Annotated in this window: 12 protein-coding genes; all 12 read left to right on the top strand. The window is 38.7% G+C overall.

The window, feature by feature from the left end; genetic code table 11:
• Positions 1 to 93 precede the first annotated feature (93 nt).
• Positions 94 to 1,218 carry a DNA polymerase IV gene (dinB, locus tag DD627_RS06025; protein WP_057783715.1) on the top strand — a complete coding sequence of 375 codons (1,125 nt, stop codon included), beginning with the start codon at positions 94 to 96 and terminating at the stop codon, positions 1,216 to 1,218.
• Positions 1,219 to 1,315: 97 nt separating this feature from the next.
• A complete protein-coding gene (locus DD627_RS06020; RefSeq protein ID WP_260266865.1) occupies positions 1,316 to 2,278 on the top strand; it encodes a DHH family phosphoesterase in 963 nt (320 codons plus the stop codon).
• 3 nt (positions 2,279 to 2,281) lie between these two features.
• Positions 2,282 to 3,658: a DEAD/DEAH box helicase gene (locus DD627_RS06015; RefSeq protein WP_057783713.1), complete on the top strand. Its 1,377-nt coding sequence runs from the start codon at positions 2,282 to 2,284 to the stop codon at positions 3,656 to 3,658.
• A 255-nt stretch (positions 3,659 to 3,913) separates the two neighbouring features.
• Positions 3,914 to 6,553 (top strand): alanine--tRNA ligase, encoded by a 2,640-nt coding sequence (gene alaS, locus DD627_RS06010; protein WP_057783711.1) that lies wholly within the window; start codon positions 3,914 to 3,916, stop codon positions 6,551 to 6,553.
• A gap of 118 nt (positions 6,554 to 6,671) precedes the next feature.
• A complete protein-coding gene (locus DD627_RS06005) occupies positions 6,672 to 6,971 on the top strand; it encodes an IreB family regulatory phosphoprotein (RefSeq protein ID WP_057783710.1) in 300 nt (99 codons plus the stop codon).
• On the top strand, positions 6,968 to 7,408 hold the full coding sequence (ruvX, locus tag DD627_RS06000) for a Holliday junction resolvase RuvX (RefSeq protein WP_057783708.1): 441 nt from the start codon (positions 6,968 to 6,970) through the stop codon (positions 7,406 to 7,408). The genes DD627_RS06005 and ruvX overlap by 4 nt, the downstream gene beginning before the upstream one ends.
• A gap of 9 nt (positions 7,409 to 7,417) precedes the next feature.
• Positions 7,418 to 7,705, top strand: a complete 288-nt coding sequence (locus DD627_RS05995; RefSeq protein WP_057783706.1) for a DUF1292 domain-containing protein — start codon at positions 7,418 to 7,420, stop codon at positions 7,703 to 7,705.
• A gap of 154 nt (positions 7,706 to 7,859) precedes the next feature.
• The gene (locus DD627_RS05990) at positions 7,860 to 10,217 is read left to right on the top strand and encodes an endonuclease MutS2 (RefSeq protein WP_057783704.1); all 2,358 of its coding nucleotides are present in this window, start codon (positions 7,860 to 7,862) and stop codon (positions 10,215 to 10,217) included.
• An 85-nt stretch (positions 10,218 to 10,302) separates the two neighbouring features.
• The gene (gene trxA, locus DD627_RS05985) at positions 10,303 to 10,614 is read left to right on the top strand and encodes a thioredoxin (protein WP_057783702.1); all 312 of its coding nucleotides are present in this window, start codon (positions 10,303 to 10,305) and stop codon (positions 10,612 to 10,614) included.
• A gap of 214 nt (positions 10,615 to 10,828) precedes the next feature.
• Positions 10,829 to 10,978, top strand: a complete 150-nt coding sequence (locus DD627_RS05980; protein ID WP_260266827.1) for a teichoic acid D-Ala incorporation-associated protein DltX — start codon at positions 10,829 to 10,831, stop codon at positions 10,976 to 10,978.
• A gap of 17 nt (positions 10,979 to 10,995) precedes the next feature.
• A complete protein-coding gene (gene dltA / locus DD627_RS05975; RefSeq protein WP_068808031.1) occupies positions 10,996 to 12,522 on the top strand; it encodes a D-alanine--poly(phosphoribitol) ligase subunit DltA in 1,527 nt (508 codons plus the stop codon).
• Positions 12,522 to 13,721, top strand: coding sequence for a D-alanyl-lipoteichoic acid biosynthesis protein DltB (gene dltB, locus DD627_RS05970; RefSeq protein WP_068808029.1), 1,200 nt, complete (start codon positions 12,522 to 12,524; stop codon positions 13,719 to 13,721). The genes dltA and dltB overlap by 1 nt, the downstream gene beginning before the upstream one ends.

The following is a 13,721-nucleotide window of genomic DNA, read 5'->3' as shown; positions in this document are numbered from 1 at the left end:
CAATACCAGAAAGTGTAGACCCCTTTTTTGTACTCTCTTTTTATAACTTGATTTCAAACGTACGTTCGGATAAACTGAATTTGGGTGATAGAAATGGATACAAATATTGACAGGGTTCCAATTCATGTGGATACCTCTAGAAAAATCATTCATGTAGATATGGATGCTTTTTATGCTTCGATTGAGGAACGAGAAAATTCCAAATTACGAAAAAAACCACTCGTGATTGCACGAGATCCACGACAGACTGGTGGAAAGGGCGTTGTGGCCACGGCTAACTACCTTGCTCGCCAATCAGGTGTCCATTCGGCAATGAGTGCACAGAAGGCGTTAGAGCTCTGCCCTGAGGCTGTATTTAAAACACCAGATTTCACTTTATATCGTGCAGTTTCCGATCAAATTCATGAAATCTTTGGAGAATATACAGAAAAAATTGAACCAGTTGCGTTTGATGAAGCTTATTTGGATGTGACGGATAATAAAAAGCAAATTGAAAGTGCAGTAGAAGTGGCGCATCAAATTCAAAGCGAAATTTACGCAAAAACCCATTTAACCTGTTCTACTGGAATTTCTTACAATAAATTTTTAGCGAAATTAGCTTCAGAATATCAAAAACCAATTGGAGTTGCAGTGGTATTATCAGAAGATGTCCGTGAATTTTTGGATAAACTGCCAATTGAAAAGTTTCGTGGCGTTGGGAAGAAGACAGTTCCCAAGATGCATGATATTCAGATTTTTAAAGGGCGCGATCTTTATAAAAAAAGTGAAATGGAGTTAATTCATCATTTTGGTCGTTTTGGAGATGTTTTGTATCATCATGTGCGGGGGGCTGATGATCGACCTGTTGAGTATCAACGAGAGCGGAAATCAATTGGAAAAGAAAGCACCTATAACCCCAATTTAGTATCTGATTCGGAAGTGGAAGAGGCTTTGAAAGATTTGGCCCAAAAGGTTGCTGAAACTATGAAACAAAAGCAAAAGCATGGCAAAACTTTAGTCTTAAAAGTACGTTTTTCTGATTTCGAGACCATTACGAAGCGCCAAACACTTACTGAGTTTTTAGATAATAGCCAAGAAACCTATCTTTTCTATGCGCAACAACTATTTGATGAGTTCGGAGAAAGTCAACGGGGAGTCCGTCTTTTGGGAATTACGCTTACAAATTTAGCAAGTATTAATTTCGAAAACATGTCGCTTCCTTTATTTAGGCAAGATTAGATTCTTGTTTTGTATTTGATTGAAAAACCTAGTATACTGGGATGAAGTGAAAACTCGCGATCCTTTTAAAATTAGTTTGAAACAGAAAGAAGAAATTATGACACTGCAGCAAGAAATCTTTGAACAAATTAAAAAACACCAACGAATTATTATTCATCGCCACCAACGGCCAGATCCTGATGCAATTGGCTCTCAAATTGGTTTGGCAGAAATTATTCATGCCTCTTTCCCGATGAAAACTGTTTTGTCAGTCGGCAAACAAATTAGTGGTTTGTCTTGGATTGGTGAAATGGATGTTGCTGATGATGATGATTACGATGATGCCCTAGTCATTGTGACCGATACCGCTAATCCGCCCCGGGTGGACGATAATCGTTACACAAATGGACAAGAGTTAATCAAAATTGATCATCATCCAAATGATGATCCATATGGTGATTTAATCTGGGTAGTGCCAAACGCTTCTAGTAGTGCTGAGATAGTTTATGATTTTTATCATCAATTTAAAAAGGAACTCACATTAACACCAAAGGCAGCCAGAGCGCTGTATGCTGGAATTGTTGCTGATACTGGTCGATTCTTATATTCAGCGACAACACCGCATACATTGCGGGTTGCAGCTTCATTAATGGCAACTGGTTTTGATGTGACCGCAGTTAACCAAAAATTGGATAGTATTGCGTTACCAGTTGCAAAACTATCAGCTTATGTGTATGAAAATTTAGAAATTACCGATGCGGGAGCAGCCACTGTTTGTTTAACCGCTGAAGTGTTAGATAAGTTTGATTTAAAGGATGCAGGAACTGCTGGTGTTGTGCCGATTCCTGGAAAAATTGATTCCGTTGTTTGCTGGGCAATCTTTGTGATTCAACGCGACGGAACTTATCGAGTTCGCCTACGGTCAAAGGGACCAACAATTAATGAACTTGCTAAAAAACATGATGGTGGCGGTCATGCTTTGGCAAGTGGGGCAAAAGCAAAAGATTTGGATGAAGTCGCAGTCATAAAAAAAGAATTGGCTGAGATTGCCACTGCCTATCAGAAGAGCAAGAAGGAGTAATTAATGAAAAACGGTTTTACAGAGTTTAATTTGCAACCATTTTTGATCACTGCACTAAAAGAAATTAATTTTATTCAGCCAACCCCGGTTCAAGAAAAATTAATTCCGGTGATTGAGGCTGGGAAAAGTGTGATTGGCCAATCGCAAACGGGTAGTGGAAAAACACATACCTTTTTACTACCGATTTTGAATAACATTGACCCGAATAAGCAGCAAGTTCAAGTCGTCATTACGACACCAAGCCGTGAGCTGGCCTACCAGATTCATACAGCGGCGCGCCAATTAGTTCAGTTCTCAGATAATGAAATTGAAATTGGTAATTATGTGGGTGGAACTGATAAAAAACGGCAAATCGAAAAATTGAAGCGACGTCAACCACAAGTTGTGATTGGAACCCCAGGACGTGTTTGGGACTTGATTAGTAGCCAAGCTTTGGACGTCCATCTGGCGGCTCAGTTTGTTGTGGATGAAGCTGATATGACGCTTGATATGGGTTTCTTAAATGAAGTGGACAAGATTGCGGCAAGTTTGCCAAAAAAACTACAAATGATGGTTTTTTCCGCAACAATTCCGCATTCGTTAAACATCTTTTTGAAAAAATATATGGTGAATCCTGTTATCGAAGAGATTCCTGTGCAGAGTATTATTAGCCCGACTATTGAAAATTGGTTGATTTCAACCAAAAGTAAGGGTAAAAATAGTGTGATTCATCGATTATTGACCATTGGCGAACCTTATTTAGTTTTGATTTTTTGTAATACTAAAGAACGGGTTGATGAGCTAACTTATTACCTGAAGAATCAGGGCCTAAAAGTTGCCAAGGTTCATGGTGGGGTCCCGCCTCGTGAACGGAAACGGGTTATGAAAGAAATTCATAACCTTGACTTTCAATTTGTCGTTGCTACCGATTTAGCAGCACGAGGGATTGATATTGAGGGTGTTTCGATGGTCATTAACGACGGTATTCCAGATGATTTAGATTTCTTTATTCATCGTGTTGGTCGAACTGGCCGGAATGGCATGTCTGGAATTGCCATCACCTTATATGAACCTGGCGAAGAAGCTAAAGTTTCTGAAATCGAAAAATTGGGTGTTAAGTTCCAGCCTAAAGCTATTAAAAATGGTGAGGTTGTGGATTCTTATGATCGGAATCGCCGAACTACGCGGGTAAAGGATCATCATAAGTTGGATCCAACTATGGTAGGAATGGTTAAGAAGAGTAAGCGTAAAGTTAAGCCAGGATATAAACGTCGAATTAAGAAGGCTATTGAGATTCAAGATCAGCGTGATCGAAGAGTGGCCAAGCATCAAGAATTTCTTAGAACTAAGCGGCAAAAGATCAAGCAGAATCGGGCAAAACGAAATCCCGGTGAGCATTGACAATCAGCTATTTTCTGCAATATAATGGTTTTTGGCTAAGGACATATTAAAGCTAATAAATTTTCAGAAACGTTTTGGTTAATGAGAAAAACGAATTTATGGTTTTAAGGCTACCTTACAAATGATAAGTATTTCGCGACTCTGCGTTAAAGAGTTTAAGAGGTAAACGATTAAGATCGTTGCAAGTAAAGTGGTACCGCGCTAAGGCGTCTTTACTAGCAACGGTCTTTTTATGCGATTAGAAAGGGAAAAGTTATGGAAAACAAATCAAGTAGTGAAATTAGACAGATGTTTTTGGACTTCTTTCAGTCAAAAGGTCATATCATTGAACCCAGTGCATCTTTAGTACCGCACGATGATCCAACTTTATTGTGGATTAATTCTGGAGTTGCCACAATGAAAAAGTATTTTGATGGTAGTGTCGTTCCAGAGGTTCCCCGGTTAACGAGTTCGCAGAAAAGTATCAGAACTAATGATATTGAAAACGTGGGTCATACTGCGCGGCACCACACCTTGTTTGAAATGTTAGGGAATTTCTCAGTGGGTGATTATTTTAAAGAAGAAGCGATTACCTGGGCTTGGGAACTACTAACAAGTCCTAAGTGGTTCGCAATGGATCCTGAAAAGTTATTTATTACTGTTTATCCAAAAGATACTGATGCGAAGAAGTATTGGGAATCTGTTGGGGTTCCAGCAGATCATATTATTGCCGTTGAAGATAATTTTTGGGATATTGGCGAGGGCCCTAGTGGTCCAGATTCTGAAATCTTTTATGATCGTGGTGAATCCTTCAATAATTTAGCCGATGATGATCCTGAAAATTATCCTGGTGGCGAAAATGAGCGCTATCTAGAGATTTGGAACATTGTCTTTTCACAGTTTAACCACAAGCCTGATGGTTCATATGAACCTCTTCCCCATAAAAACATTGATACGGGAATGGGGCTTGAACGGGTGGTTTCTATTTTCCAAAACGCACCGACTAACTTTGAAACCGATCTATTTTTACCATTAATTCGAAAAACAGAAACTTTCAGCGGTAAAACATACAATGATGATAAAGAACAGGATGTAGCATTTAAAGTTATTGCCGATCACGCTCGTGCCATTACATTTGCAATCGGGGATGGGGCGCTACCTTCAAACGAAGGGCGGGGTTATGTTATTCGACGCTTGATTCGAAGAGCTGTGATGTACGGACAAAAGTTAGGTATTGAAAAGAGTTTCTTGTATAAATTAGTTCCGGTCGTCGGCGAGATTATGAAATCTTATTACCCAGAAGTTCTTGAACAAAAAGACTACATTGCCAAAGTTGTGGAATCTGAGGAAAGTCGATTCAATGAGACTCTAAATGATGGGGTTCATCTTTTAGATCAGATCATTGCTAAAACAAAGGCAGCCAATGAAACTAAAATTTCAGGTGCTAATGCGTTTAAGTTGTTTGATACCTATGGCTTCCCATTGGACTTAACCATGGAATATGCTCACGATGAGGGCTTAGAGGTCGATCAAGATGGTTTCAAGACAGAAATGCAACAACAAAAGCAACGAGCTCGTGCCGCTCGTGGTAACCGGGTATCAATGGGTGTTCAATCTGATCTTTTGACCAATATTAAAACGCCAAGTCGTTATGTTGGTTATTCAGAATTGAATGTTGAACACAGTGTTTTAAAAGATATTATTCAAAACGAAAAGATTGTCAGTGCCGCTGAAAAGGGTGAAGCTCAACTTATTTTTGATATTACACCATTTTATGCGGAAATGGGTGGTCAAGTGGCCGATAAGGGAACCATTACGGATGAGCATGGCAATGTGGTTGCTGAAGTTAAAGATGTGCAACATGCACCCAATGGCCAAAATCTCCATACAGTTAAAGTGTTGCGGCCATTAGAAACTGAAAAAACTTATGCTTTAAAGGTCGATCCTCATTTTCACAGTAAGGTTGAAAAAAATCATACGGCTACTCATTTGTTGGATCAAGCTTTAAGAGATGTATTTGGCTCGCATACAAAGCAAGCGGGCTCATTAGTTGAACCAGATTACCTTCGATTTGATTTTACCCATTTTGGTCAGGTGACATCAGCTGATTTGCAAAAAGTTGAAGGTATTGTTAATCAAAAGATTTTTGCCGAGATTCCAGTTAAAACTGTTGAAACTGATATTGAATCTGCTAAAAAGCTCGGTGCCATCGCCTTATTTAGTGAAAAGTATGGTAAAAAGGTTCGTGTGGTTAGTGTTGGTGATTACTCAGTTGAATTTTGTGGTGGCGATCATGTGAAGAACACCAATGAATTAGGTCTGTTTAAGATCGTTTCTGAATCCGGCGTGGGTGCCGGTGTCCGCCGAATAGAGGCCGTTACCTCTGCTGAGGCTTACGAGTATTTGGTTAGCCATGACAAGCTTCTACGAGAAACTGCTCAAAAGGTTAAGGCAATTCAAGTCAAAGATACGCCAAACAAGGTGGCTCAACTTCAGGATAGTTTGAAAGCAATGACACAAAAAGTTGAAAATCTTGAAACAAAAATGGCTAAACAAGCAGCAGCAAATGTGTTTGACAATGTTAAACAAGCCGGTCAGTATTCAGTAATTGCTGATGTCATCAAAGTTTCTGGAATGGCACAGCTTCGTGATTTAGCGGATGATTGGAAGCAACGTGCAATTTCAGATGTTTTGATTTTGGGAACAACTGTTGGTGAAAAGGCTAACTTGTTGGTTGCTGTTTCTGATGAAAAAGTTAAGGCTGGGTTAAAAGCCGGTGATCTGATTAAAGCCATTGCCAAACAAATCAATGGTGGTGGTGGCGGTCGTCCCAACTTAGCACAGGCCGGTGGTAGTAATCCTGCTGGACTCAAACAGGCCTTGGTGGATGGCATTGACTGGCTAGCAGAAAAATAAGGAATGTTGCGAGTTGACTAAAGCAGTGTTACGAGTTGATTACATTAGACTTCTATGTTTGTACTTTTTTAAGTGATCGGGTAGAATTATCTTGATGACAGTACAGGAGGTGCTTTCGATGAGTAAATTGGATAAGACAATGTTTTTTGATTTTAGCAATGATGCTCCTAAGGATCTACATGAAACCTTAAAGACGGTTTATGATGCTTTGGAGGAGAAGGGATATAATCCGATTGACCAAATTGTCGGATACTTACTCTCGGGAGACCCAGCCTATATTCCTAGATTAAACGATGCTCGTAACTTGATTCGCAAGCATGAGCGTGATGAGATTATCGAAGAGTTGGTTCGTAACTATCTTTCGAAAGATAATAATAATTTGGACAAATCTGGACAATCGGCAGGTCATATTAAATGAGATTAATGGGTTTAGATGTTGGTTCCAGAACAGTTGGGGTGGCAGTCAGTGATGAATTAGGCTGGACGGCCCAAGGTGTTGAAATTGTCAAAATTAATGAAGATCAAAAAGAGTTTGGTTTAGATCGAATTAGTGAATTGGTTAAGCAATACGATGTGACTGGCTTTGTGGTTGGTTTGCCAAAGAATATGAATAATACTTCTGGTCCTCGGGTAGATGCCGCCAAGGCTTACGGTCAACTTATGATTGAAACCTTTGATTTACCTGTAGATTATCAGGACGAAAGATTAACTACAGTAGAAGCACAGAGAATGTTAATTGAACAGGCTGATACATCGCGAAAAAAGCGAAAAAAAGTTATTGATAAATTGGCGGCTAGCTTGATTCTAGAAAACTATTTGGATCGACATGGCAAACTACTAAATAATTTAAAGTGAGGTTTCCTAATGAGCGAAGAGGAACAACAAATTACACTCGTTGACGAACACGGAAATGAAGAGCTTTACAACGTTTTATTTACATTTGATTCTGAAGATTATGGTAAGTCATATATGTTTTTGTATCCTTCTGATGCAGAAAATGATGAGCAGGTTGATATTCAGGCTTACTCATATACACCGGATGCTGATGGTAATGCGGATGCAGGACAATTAACTGAAATTGAATCAGACGATGAATGGAAGATGGTCGAGGAAGTGTTGAACACTTTCTTAGGCGATAACGACGAAGAATAGATTTCCATTTAAGCGTAGTAAAAACGATCAAATCTGAGTTGAGAATATTCAGATTTGATCGTTTTTGTTTGATCAAACATAACCGAGGACTGTTTAATATCCAAGCTTGATAAAATGCGCTAAAATACGGATAAATAACTAAAAGGATAATAAAATGAATAAGAAGATTTTTGAAACATTAGAGTATGAAAAAGTAAAAGATAAACTAAAGCCGTACCTAGCTTCACAAAGTGGTCGGCAAGAACTAGATAATTTAGGACCAATGGTAGACGGTGACCAAATTCAATTGGCACTGACAGAAACCTTAGATGGTGCAGATGCTTATCGATTGAAGGGTGGCATTCCAATCGCTAAGCTTGATAATATTGGTCCACAAATGAAACGACTTGAAATTGGCGCTACGTTAAGCGGATTGGAATTATCTCAAATTACTAAAATGCTCCGCACGACACAGGACATCATTAGTTTTTTCCAAAAAGTACGTGAAGAAAAAATTGATTTTAGGACCTTGTATGAAACTGTCGCTAAATTACAAGCTTTGCCAGAGATTTCCAAGCGATTAATTAAGTCGATTGAGGGAGACGGCCATATTACCAATGAAGCCTCAGACAAGTTATTTGGCATTCGAAGCCGGATTTCCACCACAGAGAGTTCTATTCGAGCAAAGATGGATGGTTATACCCGTGGAAAAGATTCTAAATATTTAAGTGATTCAATTATTACGATGCGGGATGGCCGTTATGTGATTCCAGTTATGGCACAGTATCGCAGTCATTTTGGTGGTGTGGTTCATGATCAAAGTGCTTCTGGGCAAACAATGTATATTGAACCGGCGGCAGTAATGGATCTAAATAATCAGTTGCGCCAAAATCAAGTGGAAGAAAAAACTGAAGAAGAAAGAATTTTAACGGAACTTTCTGAACTGTTGGCGCCTTACCGAGAAGAACTGTTGAATAATGCGGCAGTTTTAGGTCATTTAGATTTTATTAATGCGAAAGCACGATACGCTGCAGAGATTAAGGGAACAGAACCTTCAATTTCGCTAGAAAATCATGTGCATTTTCGCCAGGCACGACATCCGTTAATTGATCCTAAGAAAATGGTTGCCAATGATATTAATTTGGGTGACGACTATAAAGCCTTGATTATCACCGGGCCTAATACTGGTGGGAAGACAATCACTTTGAAAACGTTTGGGTTACTACAATTAATGGCCCAATCAGGGTTATTTATTCCCGTTGCAGAGAATAGTCAGATGGGAATTTTCGATGAAATTTTTGCTGATATTGGTGATGAACAATCTATTGAACAGAACTTAAGTACTTTCTCATCACATATGGATAATATTGTGAAAATTTTAGCCCAGATTGATGATCGGAGTTTGGTCCTGTTTGATGAGCTTGGTGGCGGGACGGATCCTAAAGAAGGGGCCGCATTGGCGATTGCAATTTTAGATCGAGTTGGCAGTGCCGGTAGCTACGTGATGGCTACGACTCACTATCCAGAATTGAAGGCTTATGGTTATAATCGGCCAGAGACGATGAATGCTAGCATGGAATTTGATACGGAGTCTCTAAAACCGACATATAAACTATTGGTTGGAATTCCAGGAAGCAGTAATGCGTTTGATATTGCCACGCGCTTGGGGATTGAACCAGGTGTGATTATGCAGGCGCGGTCGTTAATGGACCAGGATAGTCAAGACTTAAGTGCTATGATTAAAGACCTATCTGAACGTCAAAAGGAAGCAGCCGATCGGGCAGATAAGCTGAAGGTCGAAGTGGATGAAGCCGAAAACTTGCATAAAGATTTAACGAATGAGTATCAAAAATTAGTGAATTCCAAAGATCAGTATTTGGAAAAAGCTAAACAACAGGCTAATGAATTAGTTGATAATGCGGAAGAAAAAGCAGATAAAATTATCAAAAGACTTCGAAAAATGGAGATGCAAGGTGGCGCTGGAATTAAAGAAAATCAGTTAATTGATTCTAAGAGTGGTTTAAATGCTTTGCATCAAGCACCAAGTTTGAAGAAAAACAGGGTACTACAACGGGTTAAAGCTAAACAAGAGTTAAAAGTAAACGATGATGTCATGGTTACGAGCTATGGTCAACGAGGTTCATTGTTACGGCAGATGGATAAAAAGCATTGGGAAGTCCAAATGGGAATCCTAAAGATGAAAGTACCAACTGACGAGCTGGAGAAGGTTGCTCCTGATAAAAATGAATCTGCTGGGAGACGAACTACAATTAGACGGACCAGTTCGGCAGTCAAAACAACTTTAGATTTGCGCGGTAAACGTTATGAAGAAGCAATGACTGAGGTAGATCGATATATTGACTCTGCTTTATTGGCGGGTTATCCAATGGTGACAATTGTTCATGGAAAAGGGACAGGTGCGCTTCGAAAGGGGATTACACAGTATCTTCAAGGTAATCGGCAAGTTAAACATTTTGAATATGCAGCACCGAATGCTGGAGGAAACGGCGCCACGGTCGTTCATTTCAAATAACTGATTTTTTGTAAGCAAAATTTTTGGTGTTTAATCTAATCTTTGATAAACTATTGATAGTAAATCAGAAAGAGGGCTAATTGAGATGGTAGAAGCAATTACAGATGATAACTTTAATGACAAAACCAGCGAAGGTGTCACATTAACTGATTTTTGGGCAACATGGTGTGGTCCTTGTCGGATGCAGTCTCCTGTTGTTGAACAACTCGAGGGTGAAATGAATGATCAAGTTACATTCACCAAAATGGATGTGGATGCTAATCCAAAGACAGCACAAAACTTTGGCATTATGAGTATTCCAACTTTAATGGTCAAAAAAGATGGCGCCGTTGTTGATACGTTGGTTGGTTACCACTCAAAAGAACAAATCCAAAAGGTTTTAGCACAGTACGCATAATTGAAGTATGAGAGAAAAAAAGATCAAAACGACTTTTTCAGGAGTCGTTTTGATCTTTTTTTTTAAGCCTTTTTTAAGCGAAGTAAAGAATTAGTTAACAGTTGCGTTAATAGATTGTTACAGGAGGATTAAGTGATTATACTGAAACATATTTACAGGTCCAGTAATTCATGAGATACTGTGAAAGGAAAAACGTGTATTCAGGGGGGATAACGTGAAAAACTTTTTTAAAACATTATGGCAGCGGGAATGGGTGAAATTTCTTGGGCAGATGTTTTTTTATTTTGTCGTTTTTTTAATTCTTGTTTACCTATATGGTTACAGTGGTATTCAGGGGGGCACATTTATCTACAATGAGTTTTAAGTTACGGGGGGATTAACATGAAAATTACCAATGTGATTCAAGCAATTGATCAGGTAGCTCAAACAGCACCGGATCGCGTCGCTTATGATTATTTGGGAGAAACGCATACATACCAAGAGCTGAAGAGTTATTCGGATGCGTTGGCAAATCAAATCGCTCAAATGAAATTAGAACCACAGGCACCAATCATGGTTTATGGCGAACAGACTTTTGAAATGATTGCTAGTTTTTTAGGATGTGTTAAAAGTGGGCATGCCTATATTCCAATTGACGAACACTCACCAAATGATCGGTTGACTATGATTCAAGAAATTGCGAAGCCAGCAGCTTGTATTGCAATTGAACAGCTGCCAATTGAAATTAATAAAATTCCGGTAATTAGATCAGAAAAACTAGCTCAAATATTTAGAAGAACCGAATTAAAAGAAACTTGGACGCCTGTTGTCGGTAATCAAAACTTTTACATTATTTTTACATCTGGGACGACAGGAAAACCAAAAGGGGTCCAAATTAGTCATCAAAATCTGCTTAGTTTTGTAAACTGGATGTTAAGTGATTTCAACTTACAAAATAAACCTGCTTTTTTGGCTCAAGCGCCTTACTCATTTGATTTGTCGGTGATGAGTTTATATCCAACACTTGTCAGTGGCGGTACTCTTAAAGTATTACCTAAGAAGATCACAGATGATTTTAAACGGCTTTTCAGTTATTTACCAAAAATGAAGTTGAATGTATGGGTATCCACGCCATCATTTGTAGATATTTGTTTATTGGAACCTTCGTTTGATGCCAAGCATTTACCTGATTTAAGCCACTTTTTGTTTTGCGGTGAGGAACTTACGCATAAAACAGCCGCACAGTTAAATCAACGTTTCCCAGAGGCTCGCGTCTTTAATACGTATGGGCCCACAGAAACAACCGTGGCAGTTACAGCAGTCCAAATTACGCCAAAGATTTTGACCAATTATGACCGGTTACCAATTGGTCAAGCCAAGGTAGATACGAAAATTGAAATTATGAGTTCCAATGGAAAAGTTTTACCAAACGGTGAAGAAGGGGAAATTGTGATTTCTGGTCCGGGAGTTTCTAAGGGATATTTGAATAATCCGCGTAAAACAGTTAATGCCTTTCACTGTGAAGGAAATTTGAACACCTATCATTCTGGTGATCTGGGAAAAAAGGATAAGTCAGGAATGATTCGTTATCTGGGACGCTTAGATTTTCAAATCAAACTCCATGGCTATCGGATCGAACTAGAGGAAGTCAACCATTTCTTGAACGCACAAAAGTTAATCAAACAAGCAGTGGCAGTTCCAAAATATGATTTAAATCATAAAGTTTCACAACTGGTGGCCTATGTGACTCTTCAGAAAAAAAGCCTTGAAGAAACAAACATGGCCCTGACCATGGCAATTAAAAAGGATCTTCAAAAAACGATGATGCCTTACATGGTGCCAAATCGATTTGTTTTCAAAGACAAATTACCGCTGACGGCGAACGGTAAAGTTGACATCAAATCCATTATGAGTGAGGTTAATTCTTAATGTTATCATTTACACCATATGAAAACCCCATGTATTTTGGTATTTTAGGTCTTGCGCTGTTGCCGATTGTGATTGGAATTTTATGCGGAAAAAGATTTCACTGGTATGAGACACTGATTTCTGTTTTCTTTTTGGTTCTGACTTTTGGTGGTCCAAAAATTACACAGGGATTGGCCTTAATTACGTATTTAGTTTATGAAGTGTTGTTAGTATGGGTATATACCAGTTATCGCAAGAAAAACAATCAAACGGGGATATTTGTGGCGACTGTTATTTTGGCAATCATCCCGCTTGTGATTGTCAAATTAACTCCGGCAATTCAAGAAGGCAAACAAGCCATTATTGGTTTCTTAGGAATAAGTTATTTAACTTTTAAAGCAGTTCAGACAATTATGGAGTCTCGTGATGGTGTTTTGAAAGACTTTAGTCCCTGGTTTTTCTTACAATTCTTGGTTTTCTTTCCAACAATCTCATCAGGTCCCATTGATCGTTACCGGAGATTTAAGCGGGATTATGATCATGTGCCAAAACAAGAGAAATATTTCCAGTTACTACAAAAAGGGTTACACAATATATTTATGGGATTTGTATACAAATATATGTTGGCTTATGTTTTTGGCACAATGTGGTTGCCAAAATTGGAGCACTACGCTCTGATGGCGCATGGCTTATCCTGGTCACTAGTTGGTGTCATGTATGTATACAGCATGTATCTTTTCTTTGATTTTGCGGGTTATAGTTTATTTGCAATTGGAACCAGCTATTTTATGGGAATTGAAACACCAATTAATTTTAATGCACCATTCAAATCGCATAATATCAAGGAATTTTGGAATCGATGGCACATGACCCTATCTTTCTGGTTCCGAGATTACATTTATATGCGTTTGGTTTTCTTTTTCATGAAACACAAAGTTTTTAAAAGCCCTAAAACAACGGCTAATGTCACCTATATTATCAATATGACGATTATGGGTTTCTGGCATGGGGTGACGTGGTATTACATTACTTATGGCATTTTACACGGGGTCGCGCTCGTTGTGAACGATTGGTGGCTTAGATATAAGAAGGGTCATCCGGGGAAAATACCGCATAATAAATTTACGGAAGTTTTTGCAACTTTCGTCACATTTAATTTTGTATGTTTTACATTTTTACTGTTTTCAGGTTTTTTGAATACAATGTTGATAGCGAAGTAA

It is taken from the genome of Pediococcus sp., assembly GCF_003533255.1.
Taxonomy (GTDB): domain Bacteria; phylum Bacillota; class Bacilli; order Lactobacillales; family Lactobacillaceae; genus Pediococcus; species Pediococcus parvulus.
Note: the sequence above shows the minus strand (reverse complement) of the source record. Positions and strands in the feature narration are given on the sequence as shown.

Coding starts and splice junctions, on each gene's coding strand:
- DD627_RS06015 (WP_057783713.1), top strand. CDS start 2,282: ATGAAAAACGGTTTTACAGAGTTTAATTTGCAACCATTTTTGATCACT.
- DD627_RS05995 (WP_057783706.1), top strand. CDS start 7,418: ATGAGCGAAGAGGAACAACAAATTACACTCGTTGACGAACACGGAAAT.
- alaS (WP_057783711.1), top strand. CDS start 3,914: ATGGAAAACAAATCAAGTAGTGAAATTAGACAGATGTTTTTGGACTTC.
- DD627_RS05990 (WP_057783704.1), top strand. CDS start 7,860: ATGAATAAGAAGATTTTTGAAACATTAGAGTATGAAAAAGTAAAAGAT.
- DD627_RS06020 (WP_260266865.1), top strand. CDS start 1,316: ATGACACTGCAGCAAGAAATCTTTGAACAAATTAAAAAACACCAACGA.
- DD627_RS06005 (WP_057783710.1), top strand. CDS start 6,672: ATGAGTAAATTGGATAAGACAATGTTTTTTGATTTTAGCAATGATGCT.
- dinB (WP_057783715.1), top strand. CDS start 94: ATGGATACAAATATTGACAGGGTTCCAATTCATGTGGATACCTCTAGA.
- dltA (WP_068808031.1), top strand. CDS start 10,996: ATGAAAATTACCAATGTGATTCAAGCAATTGATCAGGTAGCTCAAACA.
- ruvX (WP_057783708.1), top strand. CDS start 6,968: ATGAGATTAATGGGTTTAGATGTTGGTTCCAGAACAGTTGGGGTGGCA.
- trxA (WP_057783702.1), top strand. CDS start 10,303: ATGGTAGAAGCAATTACAGATGATAACTTTAATGACAAAACCAGCGAA.
- dltB (WP_068808029.1), top strand. CDS start 12,522: ATGTTATCATTTACACCATATGAAAACCCCATGTATTTTGGTATTTTA.